Source organism: Mesorhizobium sp. ES1-6 (assembly GCF_020164775.1).
Taxonomy (GTDB): Bacteria; Pseudomonadota; Alphaproteobacteria; order Rhizobiales; family Rhizobiaceae; genus Mesorhizobium.
Map to the genome: position 1 here is coordinate 519,956 of NZ_JAIUGU010000002.1, position 15,249 is coordinate 535,204.

Genomic DNA, 15,249 nt, shown 5'->3' on the forward strand with positions numbered 1-15,249 from the left:
AGCCCGCGGCGCGCCCTTATTTCATAGCCATCAAATGAATTGAATTGGCGCGCGCTGGCGCGCGAAAGGATGAAACCATGACCAACCGCAAGATTTTATCCGCCTTGGGCGATCTCTTTACCACTTTTGGCAGCGCCGTTGCCGCATCGCGCGCCGTGGAAGCCGGGCGCAAGCCGCGCGCGGCCGACCTGCGCAAGCTCGGAATGGATCCCGCCGTGTTCAACAGGATCGGCCGTTTCTGAACCTGCCGTGACGGCTTACGTCCTGACGAAGGTAAGATAGGCCGGCGGCCGGCCTTCGCGAATGGCCTTCGCCTCGTAACGCGTGCCTGGCCAGCCCTCATAGGGACGATGCCAGTCAGCCGCCTCCGCCGCCTGCCATGCAAAAGCGCCATGCGCCCGGCAATGCAGCAAGGTCCAGTTCACATAAGTGTCGATATCGGACGCGAAGCGGAATTTCGAGCCCGGCCGCAGGACCCGCGCGAAACGGTCGAGATTGCCCGGGCTGACGAAACGCCGCTTCCAGTGCTTCTTCTTCGGCCAGGGGTCTGGATAGAGAAGATCGATGCCGTCGAGCGACGCTGGCGCCAGCCAGTCGAGCAACTGGGTGGCATCGTCGTCGTAGACCCTGAGATTGGCCAGCGGCGTTGTTCGCACGGCCATCATCATCTTGGCCATGCCGTTGACGAAGGGCTCGACGCCGATGAAGCCTATCGTCGGCGCCTCGGTCGCGCGATGCAGAAGATGTTCGCCGCCGCCAAAGCCGATCTCGAGCCGAACCGCCGAAACCTCGGCTTCAAACAGGATGCGCAGGTCTTGCGGCGCCTCGGCCGTCAGATCGAGCCGATATTTGCCAAGCCCGCTTTCCAGCGCCGCCGCCTGCTGCGGGCGAACGGGCTTGCCGCGCCGACGACCGAAGAAGGCTTCGGTCGCACGGCTTGGCCTGTCCTCGTCGCTCATCGGCGGCGCAAGTCCTGCCGCCGCCCTCAGGCCGCGACAGCATCCTTGAGCGCCTTGGCCAGATCGGTCTTTTCCCAGGAGAAAGATCCGTCACGGCCGGCCTTGCGGCCGAAATGGCCGTAGGACGACGTCTTGGCGTAGATCGGCTTGTTGAGATCAAGGTGACGGCGAATGCCTGACGGCGACAGGTCCATCACGGTGCGCAACGCGTCCTCGAGCTTTGCCTCGTCGACCTTGCCGGTGCCGTGCAGGTCGACATAGACCGACAGCGGCTGGGCGACGCCGATGGCGTAGGACAGCTGGATGGTGCAGCGATCGGCAAGCTTCGCCGCCACGACATTCTTGGCCAGATAGCGCGCCGCGTAGGCGGCCGAGCGGTCGACCTTGGTGGTGTCCTTGCCGGAGAAGGCGCCGCCTCCATGCGGTGCGGCACCGCCATATGTGTCGACGATGATCTTGCGGCCGGTCAGGCCTGCGTCGCCGTCCGGACCGCCGATGACGAACTTGCCGGTCGGGTTGATGTACCACATGCAGTCGTCAGCGATCTTGAGGTCGCCCAATGCCTCGCGGATATAGGGTTCCACGACCTTGCGGACCTTCTTGGAATCCCAGCTCGAATCGAGATGCTGGGTCGACAGCACGATCTGCGTCGCTTCGGCGGCCTTGCCGTCGATGTAGCGGACGGTGACCTGGCTCTTGGCATCCGGCCCGAGCTTGCCGGCCTCGCCATTGTTTTCGTGACGGGCGGCGGCCAGCAGTTCGAGGATTTTGTGGCTGTAGTAGATCGGCGCCGGCATCAGGTCCGGTGTCTCGCGGCAGGCATAGCCGAACATGATGCCCTGGTCGCCGGCACCTTCCTCGCCCTGGCGGTCGGCGGCGTTGTCGACGCCCTGGCCGATGTCGGGCGACTGGCCATGCAGCAGCACCTCGATCTTGGCCGTCTTCCAGTGGAAGCCAGCCTGCTCGTAGCCGATCTCGCGGATCGCCTTGCGGGCAACGGATTTGAACTTGGCCGGGTTGACGATCGGGTGACCGGCGGCATCCTTGAGGATGTTGCCAGCCTTGTCCTTCTTCAGGAGCGTCTCGGGAACGCGCACTTCACCGGCGATGACGACGCGGTTGGTGGTCGCCAGCGTCTCGCAGGCGACACGGACTTTCCACGGGTCCATGCCGGTCTTCTTGGCTTCACGATAGACCAGATCGACGATTTCGTCGGAGATCCGGTCGCAGACTTTGTCGGGATGGCCCTCGGCAACGGATTCCGAGGTGAAGAAGTAGTTCTGCCGCGTCACGGGTGTCCCCTCTTGAAAAACGATCGGCAGGCTGCCGATTTGGCGCGCCACGTGTTAGCGGGGCAAAGCGCTGCTCGTCAAGCGTTGCCGCGGGTCTGGCCTGAATGTCGGAGGCGATATTTTGTGCCACCGGCGGCGCACGCCGCCGGTGCGAAGCGCATCGCGGATCAGTCGAGATCGTCCTCGGCCAGCGATTTCACAAGGTCGATGATCCTGCGACGCACCTTGACGTCGGCGATCTTGACAAAAGCCCGATTGAGCTGAAGCCCTTCGGGGCTGCCGCAGAATTCGACGGCGAAAGCCATGGAACTGTCTTCGGCAAAGCCGCGGCCGGCAACCGGCTCCTGGCCCGGCGCATCCTCGAAAAAGAAGGCGACGGGCACGCCGAGTATGGAGGCTATCGCCTGCAGGCGGCTGGCGCCGACGCGATTGGTGCCCTTTTCATATTTCTGGATCTGCTGAAAGGTGATGCCGAGATTCTCGCCCAGCTTTTCCTGGCTCATTCCGAGCATATTGCGGCGAAGCCGGACCCGGCTTCCAACGTGGATATCGATGGGATTCGGTTTCTTCTTGTTTTCTTCTGTCATTTTTTCCTCGCCGAATTTTTTCGGCTTTGTGATTTTTTCCGCCCAAACAAAGCCGGAGGCGACTGCCCCAACAGAACGATCCACCGGCTTCGAGAAATTTTCAGGCGGTACAGTATGAGTTTCTAATGTGCCGACTGTCAATTCACCCGTAGCCTTTGCCTTACGTTCAACAAGACCCCTACCAGCGCAAACAGCAACATGATCAGCATTCCGTTAATGCGCCGCTGGCGGGACGAAACGACCGTCTGTTCGGAAACAGGCACCTTCACATCGATGGCTCCGCGCGCGTCGATCGCCAGCGCATCGACGACGCGGCCATGTGGGTCGACAACGGCCGAGATGCCGTTGTTAGCGGCACGCAACAAAGGCAATCCGTTCTCCACCGCGCGAATCTGGGCCTGCCTGAAATGCTGATACGGTCCCGGCGTGTCGCCGAACCACGCATCATTGGTAACGTTCACAATAAGCTGCGATGACGTAGCGTCAACTGCCACAAGATCGGGAAAGATCACCTCATAACAGATAAATGGCAGCGCACGGATGCCGCCTGGCAGCGTGATGGCGTGACGCTCGTTGCCGGCCGTGAAGTTCATCGGCCCGGCGACGAGCTGTTCGATGCCGAAACGGCCGAGCAGATCGGCAAAAGGCAGATATTCGCCGAACGGCACCAGATGGACCTTGTCCACGGCATCGGCGATTTCGCCCTTGTCGTTGATCGCCACCACGGAATTGTAATAGCGGCTGTCGGCACTGGCCGCCGAGCCGCCCTCCTCGCGCACGACGCCGGCGATCAGCATCTGGCCGTCGCCCAGCATGTCGCCCAGCGCCGTCAGGGCGTCGGGGCGCTCGGTAAAGAGGAACGGCACCGAGGTTTCAGGCCAGAGAATCAGTTGCGGCTTCCCGTGACCCGGATCCGGCGCCTTGGCGGACAGGCCCAGCAAGGTGGCGAAGATGCGGTCGCGCACCGAGGCATCCCATTTTTCCGACAGGTCGACGGCCGGTTGGACGATGCGGACATCGAGAGTGCGCGCCGCCGGCTTTTCAGGGGCGGTGAGCCTGACATAGCCAAAGCCGGCATGGGCGGCCGCGAGCACGACAAACAGTGCGGCGCCGAGCCGAAGATGCCGGCGCGCCGCCAGCAGCGCCGGCAGGGCGAAAACGAAAACCGCGAGCGCGTTCATGCCGATCATGCCGGTCACCGAGACGCTCTGCATCAAAAGCGGTATCGGCATCGCCGCGTAGCCGATGGCATTCCAGGGAAAACCGGTGAACAGGAAGCCGCGCAGCCACTCCGCCAGCGCAAAAGCGAAGGCAAGGGCCGCGATACGGCCGATATCGCTGCTCCACAGCAGCCTAGCGACCATGGTTGCGAAGCCATAGAAAAAAGCGAGCGCGAAGGGAATGCCGACCACCGCGAAGGGAAGCGCCCAGGCAAAGTCGTCGGCCTCGACCAGCAGCGCCGAGCCGATCCACCAGAGCCCGGCGAGAAAATAGCCGAAGCCGAACCACCAGCCGACGGCAAAAGCCGGCCGCAGGCGCCGCAACAGGCTGCCGGAGGCTTCGCCGGTCGCACCGTCGAGCAGCCAGACCAGCAGCGGAAACGAAATGAAACAGGCGGCGAAGAAGTCGTAGGGCGCCTGGCCCAGCACCGCCAGCGCCCCGGCGAGAAACGCCACCAGCGCACGCCGCCAACCCCAAAGCAGAATTATCCGGCCGGCAAGGCGCTCCATGCGTATTTCCGAGTCGCGCGAATCAGGAGCCAAGATTTAGCAGGCCGCGCCGCGTGCTCCAAACGCGCGATGAACGCGGCTTTCCGCCGCTCTACCGATGCCAGCCCTCTATGCGCAGGCCAGCCATTTTTTCGGCTTCTTCGCGGGACACTGAACGCAAGGTCTGGGAAAAAGTCCAGACATGGCCTTCGGGATCGCGCGCCCGATACTGGCGCTCGCCATAGAACTGGTCCGTCGGCTCCTGGGTTATGGAGGCGCCGGCCGCCCGCGCCCGCTCGCAATGGGCGTCCAGGCCGTCTTTCAGCCTGATATAGACCGACTGCGTGTTCTTGCCGCCGACCGATGCCGGGCTTGCGACATGATCGGCCCATTCGGAATCGACGATGATGTAGCCGTCCCCGAACCGCATCTCGGTATGGACCAGTTTCCCATCGGTATCGCTGACCACCATGCTGCGCTCGAAGCCGAAGGCTGCCTCGAGCCAGTCCAGCGCCGCACGCGGGTTCCGGTAGAACACGCCAGAGCCGAGGACCGGATGCTTGAACGGATCCTCGACCCTCATGGCGCCGCGGCTTTTCAGGCCTGTTCGGTGCGCGCCGTGGCGCGCCGGCGGCGCTCGCCCTTCTGGCTCTGCACGATGCGCACGCGCTTGACGCGGCGCGGGTCGGCGTCCAGCACATGGAATTCGAAGCCGGGAATGGCCTGAACCACCTCGCCGCGCGCCGGCACGCGGCCGAGCGTGTTGAAGATCATGCCGCCAATGGTGTCGACATATTCGCCATGCTCGCCGGCGGCGAAATCCTCACCGATCATCTTGGCGACCTCGTCGATCTCGGCCTTGCCGTCGACGATGAACACGCCGTCGCCGGTCTGGGTGATCATGGGCTCGTCTTCGTCGTGCTCGTCCTCGATGTCGCCGACCACCATCTCGACAATGTCCTCGAGCGAGACGAGGCCGTCCGTGCCGCCATACTCATCGATGACCAGGGCCATTTGCGTGCGCGTCGTCTGCATGCGGGCCATCAGGTCGGAGGCAAGCATCGATGGCGGCACGAACAGGACCTGGCGGATCAGGTTGAGCTCGCCGATGGTACGCGCGAGATCGACCTGGGCAAGATCCAGCTGCGTGGCGATGGGTGTCTTGCGGGTCGTGCGGCCCTTCCTGACGCGCGCCAGCTTGGTGATGTGGGCCAGCACGTCGCGGATATGGACCATGCCGCGCGGGTCGTCGAGCGTCTCGGAATAGACCGGCATGCGGGAATGGCCGGATTGCTCGAACATGCCAAGCAGATCGCCGAGCGTCGTGGTGATCTCGGCCGCCTCGATATCCGCACGCGGCACCATGACGTCCTCGACGCGCACCTCGCGCAGCCGCAGGATGTTGTTGAGCATGGCACGCTCGCCGGGCGAAAAGGATTCGACGTCGCTCGTCGTCTCGGCGAGCGCGCCGGCGATCTCCTCGCGCAGGCTGGTGCCGTTGCGTTGCCGGAACAGGCCCAGCACACGGTTGAACAGGGAGGGACCGGCAGGCGACGGCTCGATGGCGGCGCTGCCGGCGTTGGCACCACCAGAGGTAATAGTACTCGGACTTGATCCCTCTTCCGACGTGTCGGAAGCCTTGATCGCACTGCCGGCATCGGGGCGGGCGGCAGTCTCTGGTTTGTCGTTCATCGTCGTCCGGTCAATTGGTCTTTTTTAGTTACGCGTAGGGATCGGGAATGGCAAGCCTTGCAAGCGCGGCGCGCTCGATGGCTTCCATCTCCTCGGCCTCGACGTCGGTCTCGTGATCATGGCCCATGAGATGCAACAGGCCATGGATGACGAGATGGGAGATATGGTTCGCGATCGGCTTGTCTTCCAGTACCGCCTCGCGCGCCACCGTCTCGGCGGCGAGCACGATGTCGCCCAGCATCGGCGGCAGCGGACCGCCTTTTGCAGGCGGAAAAGCCGGGAAAGACAGGACGTTGGTGGGTTTGTCCTTGCCTCGCCAGGCGGCATTCAGCGTGCGAATATGGGCGTCGTCGGAAAAAACGATGCTGAGTTCGGAACGACCCGTCACGCCGCTCTCGGCAAAGGCGGCATCAACCGCGCGATCGACCAACCGCGTCAGGCTTGCCTCGTCGGGCCAGTCGCCCGCTTCGACCGATATATCGATCTCGACGGGAACCGGATGGCTCCCGCCGCCGGATGTGTTGTTCTCAGGCATCAAGCCGCATCGTCAAGATCAATTCTCGGCACCGAGGCCACGCGCCAGCTTGGCGTCCCGGTCATAGGCCCTGACGATTTCGGCCACCAGCGGATGGCGAACGACGTCGACATCGTTGAAGCGCACGGTGACCGCGCCCGCTACCCCGTCGAGGACACGCAAGGCTTCGACCAGGCCCGATTTGGTGCTTGGCGGAAGATCGATCTGGGTGGGATCGCCGGTGACGATCATGCGCGAGTTCTCGCCGAGACGGGTGAGAAACATCTTCATCTGCATCGGCGTGGTGTTCTGCGCCTCGTCGAGGATGACCGCGGCATGCGCCAGGGTGCGGCCGCGCATGAAGGCGAGCGGTGCGATCTCTATCACCTCGGCGGCAATGGCGCGCTCGACCTTGTCGGCCGGCATCATGTCATAGAGTGCGTCATAAAGCGGGCGCAGATAGGGATCGACCTTCTCCTTCATGTCGCCCGGCAGGAAGCCCAGCCGTTCGCCAGCCTCGACGGCCGGCCGCGACAGGATGATGCGCTCGACCATGCCACGCTCGAGCAGCATCGCCGCATGCGCCACCGCCAGATAGGTCTTGCCGGTGCCGGCCGGACCGATGCCGAACACCAGTTCAGACCGCTCCAGCGCCCGCATATAGGCGTCCTGGTTCAGCGAACGGGCATAGATGGTCTTCTTGCGGGTGGCGATCTGGGCGGCGGAGACCTTGCCCTTGCGCTCCAGCGTCGGCAGCGTGAGCTGATCGTCGGCGGCGATCGCCATGCGCACGGCGCCGTCGACATCGGACTGGCCGATATCGACGCCCTTCTGCAGGATGCCGTAGAGATTGTCCAAGGCACGGCGCGCCTGTTCGGCGGCGGAAGCCGATCCCTTGATGGTCAGCTGGTTGCCGCGCGAGCGGATATCGACGCCCAGCTTCTGCTCGAGCCGGGCGAGGTTTTCATCGAACTGGCCGTAAAGGGCGCTGGCAAGCTTGTTGTTGTCGAAAGTCAGAACGATGTGCGCCATGTCAGAAGCCCCGGATGCCGGTACCGGGGGCAGATTCTTCAGCTCCGCTGCGCTCAACCGTCTCTCCTCATCTGCCGAGACCATCAGGCCAATTCGGCGAACAGGCTATTGTAGCCCGTCTTCGTGATTCGCACCTTGATAATGTCACCGATTTCACCGGCGTTTTCATCAACAATAACGGGCTGCAGCCAAGGCGAGCGGCCGACCTTCTGGCCGGCCTGACGGCCGGGCTTCTCGATCAGCGTGTCGATGGTGCTACCGACCAGGCTCGAGCCGAAATCCTGCTGTTGTTTCAACAGCAGGGCCTGCAAGCGCTGCAAGCGCTCATCCTTGACCGCTTCCGGCACGTGATCGGGCATGTCGGCGCCCGGCGTGCCGGGACGCGGCGAATATTTGAACGAGAAGGCCGACGCGTAGTTCACCTGGCGCACCAGATCCATGGTCGCCTCGAAATCGGCCTCCGTCTCGCCGGGGAAACCGACGATGAAGTCGCCCGACAGCGCGATATCGGGGCGGGCAGCGCGGATGCGGTCGAGCAGCGCCAGATAGTCCTTGGCCGTATGCCTGCGGTTCATGGCCTTCAGGATGCGATCCGACCCGGATTGCACCGGAAGATGCAGATAAGGCATCAGGGCCGCCAGGTCGCGATGCGCCGCGATCAGCTCGTCGTCCATGTCGCGCGGATGGCTGGTCGTGTAACGCAGCCGCGCCAGGCCGGGGATTTCGGCGAGCCTGAACAGCAGCCGGCCAAGGCCCCATTCCTCGCCATTATCGCCCTGGCCATGCCAGGCGTTGACGTTCTGGCCAAGCAGCGTCACCTCGCGCACCCCGGCCTCAGCAAGGCGTTCGGCCTCGGCGACGATCTGCGCCACCGGCCGCGACACTTCCGAGCCCCTCGTATAGGGCACGACGCAGAAGGTGCAGAACTTGTCGCAGCCTTCCTGGACGGTGAGGAAGGCGGTGACACCGCGCTTGATCACCTCGGCGCGCTTGGGCTGCGGCAGATGTTCGAACTTGTCCTCGATGGCGTATTCGGTCTCGACGATCTTCTCGCCGCCGCGAACCCTGGCCAGCACGTCGGGCAGACGGTGATAGGTCTGCGGGCCGATGACCAGATCGACGGCCGGCGAACGCCGGATGATCTCGGCGCCCTCGGCCTGCGCCACGCAGCCGGCGACGCCGATCAGCATCTGGCGGCCTGCCTCGGCGCGTTCGGCCTTCATGTCGCGGATGCGGCCAAGTTCGGAATAGACCTTTTCGGCCGCTTTTTCCCTGATATGGCAGGTGTTGAGCAGCACCAGATCGGCCTCGCCGATGGCATCGGTCGCGGCATAGCCGTCGGCGGCCAGCGCGTCGGCCATGCGCTGTGAATCATAGACGTTCATCTGGCAGCCATAGGTCTTGATGAAGACCTTCTTCGCCGCCGGGGCGCGCACCGCCGGCTGTCCGGCGACCGTGCCGATGTCGTCGCTTTCAATCGTGTTCAAGTCCATCCGGCGGCTTCTAACGCCTTTCCGTGACAAAAAACAGACGATTCTCGGCATATGTCGGCCGGCGCATGCCTGGAGCTAGCGGCTTGGGAGCGGATCGGCGAGCGCCGCCTGCATCATCTCGCGCACCCGGGCTTCCATCAGCCTGGAGGTTTCCTTGCGGTTGGAGCCCTTGGCAAACGCGATCGGTTCGCCGAAATGCACCTCGACGTCGAGCGCACCCTCGGCCATCAGCACCTTGAGATGCGGCATCAGGTCCTCGTCGCCGATCCAGGCCGCGATCGGGCGGTGGCGGCGGCCAAGCGGCACGCCGTGCAGGCGCGTATAGGCGATCGCGACGGGCTGGATGAACACTTCCTGCGCGGCACCTTCCGAAATCGCCATCGAGGCGGCGCCGAACAGCGTGCTCTTGAACGGCAGGACGACATTGCCGTCACCGGTCGACCCCTCGGCGAACAGCACCATGGCGTCGCCCTTGGCCATGCGATTGGCGATCTCGCTCGCCTGGTCGCCCGAGGAGCGCTTGCGCTCGCGCTCGATGAAGACGGTACGTTGCAATTTCGACAGCATGCCGATCAGCGGCCAGCCTTCCATGTCGGCCCGGGCGATGAATTTCACATCCGCAAAAGAGCCCAGCACCATGATGTCGGTCCAGGAGATGTGGTTCGATGCCACCAGCAAGGGGCGTTTGTCGGAGAGTGCGCCCCTGACATGAATGCGCATGCCGATCGCCCGGATGATCAGCCGATGCCAGATCTTGAGGATAACGGTTTCCGGCCACCAGCCGGTTTTCATTGACAGTATCTGCAGCGGTACGAGAACCAGCGACCCGGCGACGACGAAGCCCAGCGCCAGGAAAATCCTGATTTTTCCGATCATATGTCCTGGCCCTACCCGAACCCTCGCTAGCGAAGATCGCGGCGCATGACAAGCGCGCCGGTCGGCCCGCGATCGGGCGACTTGTAGTAATCCGGGCGCTTGCCGACTTCCCGAAAACCAAGCCGACGATAGAGGGCGATCGCCGCGGCATTGGTCTCGTCGACCTCGAGGAACAAGGCTTCGGCGCGCTGCGAATGCAGTTCGCGCAGCACCGCGTCCATCAACTGCCAGCCCAGTCCCTGGCGGCGATGCGACCGCGCCACCGCGACGGTCAGGATTTCACCCTCGCCCGCGGCCAGGCGGGCGAGGACGAAGCCAACAGGCGGCTTGGCGCCCTGCCCCGTTTCACGCGCGGCATAACCGAACACCGTGTCCTGTTCGAGCAAGGCGGCGAACTCACCGTCGGTCCACGGGCGGACAAAATCCTCGCGGTGCAGCACCGAGACCGCAGGGCTATCGGTGATCCTGAGCGGCTCGAGCGCGTAGTCCCGGCGGCGCGATTGGAGAAAAGGTATGCGCATTAATTTTTTTGCCTCGAAAGTATAAATCCAGCCTGTGGCTTGGCGTCCGCGCCGCGCAAATAGAGCGGTTTCGGCCTTTCGCCCTGCCCCTTTGCGGCAGCAAGCCGGGCGTAGGTGAGAATGTCGGCGGTGGCCGTCCGAGGTCCAATGTCGAAAGGTCGGCCGGCCGATTGAGCGATCAGCGCCGCCGCCGTACCAGCGAGCACCGCGGAATGTTCCGACGCCATGGCCGCCGCGTTGGCAAGCGCGGCCACGGCCGGTCCGTAAGTCAAAACTGACATTTCATCATAAAGCGCGACATGGATTTCCTCGCGCCCGGCGTCGAGCGCCGCCAGCACGGCGCGTGCCGGAAACGCGGCGGCCGCCTCGGCGGCCAGCGCTTCGAGCGTCGTTACCCCGATTGCCGGGACCTTGAGCGCCAATGCCAGGCCGCGCGCGGTCGAGACACCGACGCGCAGGCCAGTGAAGGAGCCGGGGCCGACGGAGACGGCGATGGCGCCAAGATCGGGATAAGCCAACCCACCTGCCTTCATCGCATCGGCGATCACGGCCATCAGGTGCTCGGCATGGCCTTTGCCGAGATCAAGCACCGAGCGGCCAAGCTCCCGCCCGGACACCGCGTCGTAGACGCAGGCGGCGCAGAGGCTGGCGGCACAGTCGATGGCGAGAACTTTCATGAAACGACCGGTTCTAAAAACCATTCCTGTGCCCGCCACGGCGCGCAACCGCAAGGGTATAGTGCACAATTTGTTAAGCGGCTTCGGTTTGGCCGGCAGGAACGCTTATGCTGCCTCATCTATGCGCAGCATGTGGTTGTCCCAGACATAGTCCGGTTCCGACCGCGTGGCGCCACCGCCTTCGATGATCTCGCCCGAGCCCGTTGTGGCCATGAACCCGGCCCCGTCGGGAGCCACGCCGCAGACGTCGACCAGCGTATTGGAGGACACGACCCGGCCGCTCCCCGCATCGATGACGACCAGCGAATTGCCCTCCGGCGAGGATACGGCAACGGTGCCGGCAACGGGGTTGGCGGCGACCGAGCCGATATAGTTGCGGAAGCCTGACAGCACGTCCCGGGGCATGTCGAGCAAGGCCAGATCCTTGCCACGCGCGGCACGGCCGACCAGCGGCGGACGATCGGTGCCCGGCCCCCGGTACTGGCAACCGAACCAGACGGTGCCGGATCGGTCCGTGTCCATGTGGCGGATCGACAGCTGGTGCAGTGCGGCCGGCAGTTCATGCTTTTCGATGAGATCCCCGGTGATCCGGTCGACCAGCGCATAGGAAGGTTTCATGGTGGCGATGTTGAGCTCGGCGCGGCCATAGTCAGGATGGGTCTCGATGCCGCCATTGGCGACCGCGATCGTCCTGCCGTCGCCCAGGAGCAGAAGTTCGTGCGGCCCCATGCCATAAGTCGGGAATTCGCCAATGCGTTTGAATTTCGCCCTGGTGTCATAGACGCCGACGACGCCGGCGGCGTTGTCGAAATCGTTCTCGGTGGCGTAGAGCAACGCGCCGTCGGGCGAGAACACGCCATGGCCGAAGAAATGCCGGCCGGCGATGCTGGCTATGGTCAGCGGGGCGTCGCGCCCGGTGTGATCGAAAACGACGGCGAAGGTGCCGGGCTGGCGGGCGAAAACCACCGAATGCTTCGATATGGGATCGAAGGTGACGTCATGGCCGCGATCGGGCAGGTCGATCGCATGCAGGAGCTTGCCGGCCTCGGACAGGACGGCGGCGCCAAAACTGCCGTCGCGCTTGACGAAGGCGGTGGCGAAGACTGCATCCGCCGCAAGCGTGTTCGCCCAGGCCGAGGGCGTCACCGCGGCGGCAAAGCCAATGCCGGCGGCCCTGAGGAAATCGCGGCGATCGATGAGCAATCTCTTCATGCTCAGTCCCCATCCAGCGACGAGAAGCCGGCGGTCAGGCCGAATTCGGCGGTCAGCCTGGTGCCGATCAGGGTCGACAGGCTCGAGGTGATCAGGGCGAAGTGCTCGAATTTTTCGCGCAGCGCCGGATCGGCGAGCGCCTTGTCGACCGGACCCTGGACGGCCTTGGCGGTGGCGACGCCGTTGAGCAGCTGGATATGGATCGATTCCGCCATCCAACGCGCGTCCTCGGGCAACGCGTCGCCAAGCTTCGACACCTGGAACAGCGCATCGATGCCGGCCAGATTTCCAGCCAGCGCATTGGCGGTGTTTTGCGAACGCCAGTAGATCGCCTGTTTTGGCTTGTCGGCGTCGGGCCTGGCGCCCAGGAAGCCCTTGAGGCGAACATCCCTGACCATTTCCAGCTCGTTGATGAAGACGCCGACGAGTTCGGTCACTGCCTCGTTGCCATCGCGATAGAGCGCATTTTGCGGCCCCGGATTGGCCCAGAGCGCCGCGAAGCCGTCTGGTTTGTCCCAGGCCGCGCTGACGTCGGCGGCGATGGTTTCGATGTTGCCGGCAACGGCCGCGCCATAGCCGCAGCGATAGGGTTCGTCCTTGCCCGTCAAGGCATCGGCACCGTCGCCGTAAAGCACGAATTCCAGCGCGCCGAGCCCCTGCATGGCGACGCTCTTGCCGGCGAGCTGCACCGGATCGGTGGCCGCTGGATCCTTGTCCGACAGCGCCGCCTGTACCTGTTTCAGACCGATGCTCTTGCGGTCCGGCCAGAACAGCATGCGCTCCAGCCGGTTGTTCTCCTTGATCGGTCCGAAACCGATGATCTCGGCCGACGACCAGGCGTAGACGGTGGCCGAGAATTCTGCCCGCACCGCATCAAGCTCCCCTTGCGAGGGTGCCTCGCAGAGCTTGTGCATTGCCTTGGCGAGGACTTCCGCATGCTGGTGCAGATCTGCATAGGCCGGGCGGACAAAGCCGTCGATCGCGCGCTGGATGACGTCAGAGGCTTTTACCGCGGCCGATGCAGGCAAGGCGCCCAGCAGGGCCAGCGGAAGAACGAGAACCAGCGCGAAACGCTTCGGCATCAAAGTGACTCCAGGAATTTGACCAATGCATCGCGCTCGGTGGCGCTGGCGGCGGCAAAGCGGTCGCGCGCCTTCCGCGCCTCGCCACCATGCCACAGGATAGCCTCGACCAAAGAGCGCGCACGGCCATCGTGCAGATAGAAGGAATTGCCGTTGACCGTTTCGGTAAGGCCTATGCCCCATAGCGGCGGGGTGCGCCATTCATTGCCGGTCGCCTCGCCCACGGCTTGGCCATCGGCAAGGTCGGGCCCCATGTCGTGCAGCAGGAAATCGGAATAGGGCCAGATCAACTGGAACGCCTGCGCCTTGTCTGGCGCGTCGCGGCGGGTAACGAATTTTGGCGTGTGGCAGGCAACGCAGCCGATTTCGTAAAACACCTTCTTGCCGGCGAGCACATCGGGCGAAGCGAGGTCGCGCCGCGCCGGCACTGCCAGGTTTCGCGAATAGAAGGTGACGAGGTCCATCACCGGCGCCGGTGCCTCGACGGGACCAAGGCGCGCCTGCACGCCATTAGGCATGGCGAGGCATTTTATCTGCGCGGCGGTGCAGTCACCCCAGTGTTTCGGCTCTTCCGGCGTCGAGATGCCGATATCGCCGGCAAAGGCATCCGCCGCCTGCTGGCGGATCGATGCCGTCTGCGCCTTCCAGCCGAAACGGCCAATCGTCAGCTCGCCGCCCGGGCCATCGCGCACGATGTTCGGCTTGCCGGACACGCCATCGCCATCCCTGTCGTCCGGGTCGGCATGAGCCAGAATGTCCGCCGGCGCAATCTGCTCGATCAGGCCAAGGCCGATCATTGGCGGCGTCAGGCGCGGCGACAGCGTGGTGCGCGGATCGAGCGGCCCGTAGGCAAGGTCGGTGACGGAATAGCTGGGTTTGCGCAGGAAAACCACCGCGCCATCCGTCAGCTCCACCTTACGTTCCTGATATTGGACGCGCATCCTGCCTTCACGCTCGAGGCCAGGGACGGCCAGCTCCTGCAGCTGCGTGCCGTAGACCGGGTCAGGGAGATTGAGCAGCCTGTGGTCGGCGAGCGCCGCCTTCTCTTCCGCGCTGCTGGCATCGCGCGCCAGCCGCAGGAACATCGAGGTGGTACCGATATCGCCCTGCGGCGGCCGGCCACGGCCATCCTTGAGATGGCAGTTCTGGCAGGCACGTTCGTTGAACAGGGGCCCGAGCCCGTCCGACGCCTGCGTCGAGGATGGCGACGAGACCCAGTTCTTGCGAAACAGCGCGTTGCCGAGCTTGAAGGTGCCTTCTTCCTCGAAGGTGATGTTGGCCGAGGATTGCGAGAAGGAATCACGGCTGACCTCCTTCCGCGAGGTGCCGGCGCCACCTTGCATCAACTCGAAGGGCTCGGGCTTGGAGAAATCCGTGGTCGGCCTAGTGACGGCGGCGACGCGCGCCTGATCCTTGGCATTGAGATCGGTGCGGCTGGTCGCGAGGCCGGCGGGTTGAAGATCGCCGGGGATCGCGGAGGATGTCAGCGCCAACAGGAAAATAACGCCGCGCCGACCAGCCAATCTGGCTGGCGTTTTCCGGGGGGGCAGCGGGCCCTGGGCCCGCCGCAAGCGGCGCAGGACGTCTAAAGGGCGCCGCATTC

General features: G+C 64.2%; 16 protein-coding genes. 1 reads left to right on the forward strand and 15 read right to left on the reverse strand.

Annotated features, from left to right (window positions below):
* Nucleotides 1-77 precede the first annotated feature (77 nt).
* The gene (locus tag LB564_RS07165; protein WP_224536166.1) at nucleotides 78-242 is read left to right on the forward strand and encodes a hypothetical protein; all 165 of its coding nucleotides are present in this window, start codon (nucleotides 78-80) and stop codon (nucleotides 240-242) included.
* Between the two features lie 15 nt (nucleotides 243-257).
* On the opposite strand, the gene trmB is transcribed toward LB564_RS07165, so the two are convergent.
* The 15 genes from trmB to LB564_RS07240 form a co-directional block, all read right to left on the reverse strand.
* On the reverse strand, nucleotides 258-959 hold the full coding sequence (gene trmB, locus LB564_RS07170; protein ID WP_224536168.1) for a tRNA (guanine(46)-N(7))-methyltransferase TrmB: 702 nt from the start codon (nucleotides 957-959) through the stop codon (nucleotides 258-260).
* A gap of 26 nt (nucleotides 960-985) precedes the next feature.
* Complete coding sequence (metK, locus tag LB564_RS07175; RefSeq protein ID WP_140706262.1) at nucleotides 986-2,251, reverse strand: methionine adenosyltransferase; 1,266 nt, start codon at nucleotides 2,249-2,251, stop codon at nucleotides 986-988.
* A gap of 167 nt (nucleotides 2,252-2,418) precedes the next feature.
* Nucleotides 2,419-2,838 (reverse strand): helix-turn-helix domain-containing protein, encoded by a 420-nt coding sequence (locus LB564_RS07180; protein ID WP_140706264.1) that lies wholly within the window; start codon nucleotides 2,836-2,838, stop codon nucleotides 2,419-2,421.
* Nucleotides 2,839-2,975: 137 nt separating this feature from the next.
* The gene (gene lnt, locus LB564_RS07185) at nucleotides 2,976-4,568 is read right to left on the reverse strand and encodes an apolipoprotein N-acyltransferase (RefSeq protein WP_224536171.1); all 1,593 of its coding nucleotides are present in this window, start codon (nucleotides 4,566-4,568) and stop codon (nucleotides 2,976-2,978) included.
* Nucleotides 4,569-4,659: 91 nt separating this feature from the next.
* Nucleotides 4,660-5,130 carry a VOC family protein gene (locus LB564_RS07190; protein WP_224536174.1) on the reverse strand — a complete coding sequence of 157 codons (471 nt, stop codon included), beginning with the start codon at nucleotides 5,128-5,130 and terminating at the stop codon, nucleotides 4,660-4,662.
* Nucleotides 5,131-5,144: 14 nt separating this feature from the next.
* A complete protein-coding gene (locus tag LB564_RS07195) occupies nucleotides 5,145-6,239 on the reverse strand; it encodes a hemolysin family protein (protein ID WP_224536177.1) in 1,095 nt (364 codons plus the stop codon).
* A 28-nt stretch (nucleotides 6,240-6,267) separates the two neighbouring features.
* Nucleotides 6,268-6,774, reverse strand: a complete 507-nt coding sequence (ybeY, locus tag LB564_RS07200) for an rRNA maturation RNase YbeY (RefSeq protein ID WP_224536179.1) — start codon at nucleotides 6,772-6,774, stop codon at nucleotides 6,268-6,270.
* An 18-nt stretch (nucleotides 6,775-6,792) separates the two neighbouring features.
* Entirely contained in the window at nucleotides 6,793-7,785 is a 993-nt protein-coding gene (locus LB564_RS07205) for a PhoH family protein (protein WP_224536181.1), read from the reverse strand.
* Nucleotides 7,786-7,868: 83 nt separating this feature from the next.
* On the reverse strand, nucleotides 7,869-9,278 hold the full coding sequence (gene miaB / locus LB564_RS07210) for a tRNA (N6-isopentenyl adenosine(37)-C2)-methylthiotransferase MiaB (protein ID WP_224536183.1): 1,410 nt from the start codon (nucleotides 9,276-9,278) through the stop codon (nucleotides 7,869-7,871).
* Between the two features lie 75 nt (nucleotides 9,279-9,353).
* Nucleotides 9,354-10,154 (reverse strand): lysophospholipid acyltransferase family protein, encoded by an 801-nt coding sequence (locus tag LB564_RS07215; protein WP_224536185.1) that lies wholly within the window; start codon nucleotides 10,152-10,154, stop codon nucleotides 9,354-9,356.
* 26 nt (nucleotides 10,155-10,180) lie between these two features.
* Nucleotides 10,181-10,675 carry a ribosomal protein S18-alanine N-acetyltransferase gene (gene rimI, locus LB564_RS07220; RefSeq protein ID WP_140706277.1) on the reverse strand — a complete coding sequence of 165 codons (495 nt, stop codon included), beginning with the start codon at nucleotides 10,673-10,675 and terminating at the stop codon, nucleotides 10,181-10,183.
* Nucleotides 10,675-11,352, reverse strand: coding sequence for a tRNA (adenosine(37)-N6)-threonylcarbamoyltransferase complex dimerization subunit type 1 TsaB (gene tsaB / locus LB564_RS07225; RefSeq protein ID WP_224536187.1), 678 nt, complete (start codon nucleotides 11,350-11,352; stop codon nucleotides 10,675-10,677). Before tsaB ends, rimI begins: the two co-directional genes overlap by 1 nt.
* Before the next feature lie 105 nt (nucleotides 11,353-11,457).
* Entirely contained in the window at nucleotides 11,458-12,564 is a 1,107-nt protein-coding gene (locus LB564_RS07230) for a DUF1513 domain-containing protein (protein WP_224536190.1), read from the reverse strand.
* 2 nt (nucleotides 12,565-12,566) lie between these two features.
* Nucleotides 12,567-13,646 carry an imelysin family protein gene (locus LB564_RS07235; RefSeq protein WP_224536191.1) on the reverse strand — a complete coding sequence of 360 codons (1,080 nt, stop codon included), beginning with the start codon at nucleotides 13,644-13,646 and terminating at the stop codon, nucleotides 12,567-12,569.
* Nucleotides 13,646-15,247, reverse strand: coding sequence for a di-heme oxidoredictase family protein (locus LB564_RS07240; protein ID WP_224536193.1), 1,602 nt, complete (start codon nucleotides 15,245-15,247; stop codon nucleotides 13,646-13,648). Before LB564_RS07240 ends, LB564_RS07235 begins: the two co-directional genes overlap by 1 nt.
* Nucleotides 15,248-15,249: the final 2 nt, after the last annotated feature.

Bases quoted from the DNA above. Each gene is read 5' to 3' on its own strand.
- LB564_RS07165 (WP_224536166.1), top strand. From the start codon at position 78: ATGACCAACCGCAAGATTTTATCCGCCTTGGGCGATCTCTTTACCACT.
- trmB (WP_224536168.1), bottom strand. From the start codon at position 959: ATGAGCGACGAGGACAGGCCAAGCCGTGCGACCGAAGCCTTCTTCGGT.
- LB564_RS07180 (WP_140706264.1), bottom strand. From the start codon at position 2,838: ATGACAGAAGAAAACAAGAAGAAACCGAATCCCATCGATATCCACGTT.
- lnt (WP_224536171.1), bottom strand. From the start codon at position 4,568: ATGGAGCGCCTTGCCGGCCGGATAATTCTGCTTTGGGGTTGGCGGCGT.
- LB564_RS07190 (WP_224536174.1), bottom strand. From the start codon at position 5,130: ATGAGGGTCGAGGATCCGTTCAAGCATCCGGTCCTCGGCTCTGGCGTG.
- LB564_RS07195 (WP_224536177.1), bottom strand. From the start codon at position 6,239: ATGAACGACAAACCAGAGACTGCCGCCCGCCCCGATGCCGGCAGTGCG.
- ybeY (WP_224536179.1), bottom strand. From the start codon at position 6,774: ATGCCTGAGAACAACACATCCGGCGGCGGGAGCCATCCGGTTCCCGTC.
- LB564_RS07205 (WP_224536181.1), bottom strand. From the start codon at position 7,785: ATGGCGCACATCGTTCTGACTTTCGACAACAACAAGCTTGCCAGCGCC.
- miaB (WP_224536183.1), bottom strand. From the start codon at position 9,278: ATGGACTTGAACACGATTGAAAGCGACGACATCGGCACGGTCGCCGGA.
- LB564_RS07215 (WP_224536185.1), bottom strand. From the start codon at position 10,154: ATGATCGGAAAAATCAGGATTTTCCTGGCGCTGGGCTTCGTCGTCGCC.
- rimI (WP_140706277.1), bottom strand. From the start codon at position 10,675: ATGCGCATACCTTTTCTCCAATCGCGCCGCCGGGACTACGCGCTCGAG.
- tsaB (WP_224536187.1), bottom strand. From the start codon at position 11,352: ATGAAAGTTCTCGCCATCGACTGTGCCGCCAGCCTCTGCGCCGCCTGC.
- LB564_RS07230 (WP_224536190.1), bottom strand. From the start codon at position 12,564: ATGAAGAGATTGCTCATCGATCGCCGCGATTTCCTCAGGGCCGCCGGC.
- LB564_RS07235 (WP_224536191.1), bottom strand. From the start codon at position 13,646: ATGCCGAAGCGTTTCGCGCTGGTTCTCGTTCTTCCGCTGGCCCTGCTG.
- LB564_RS07240 (WP_224536193.1), bottom strand. From the start codon at position 15,247: ATGCGGCGCCCTTTAGACGTCCTGCGCCGCTTGCGGCGGGCCCAGGGC.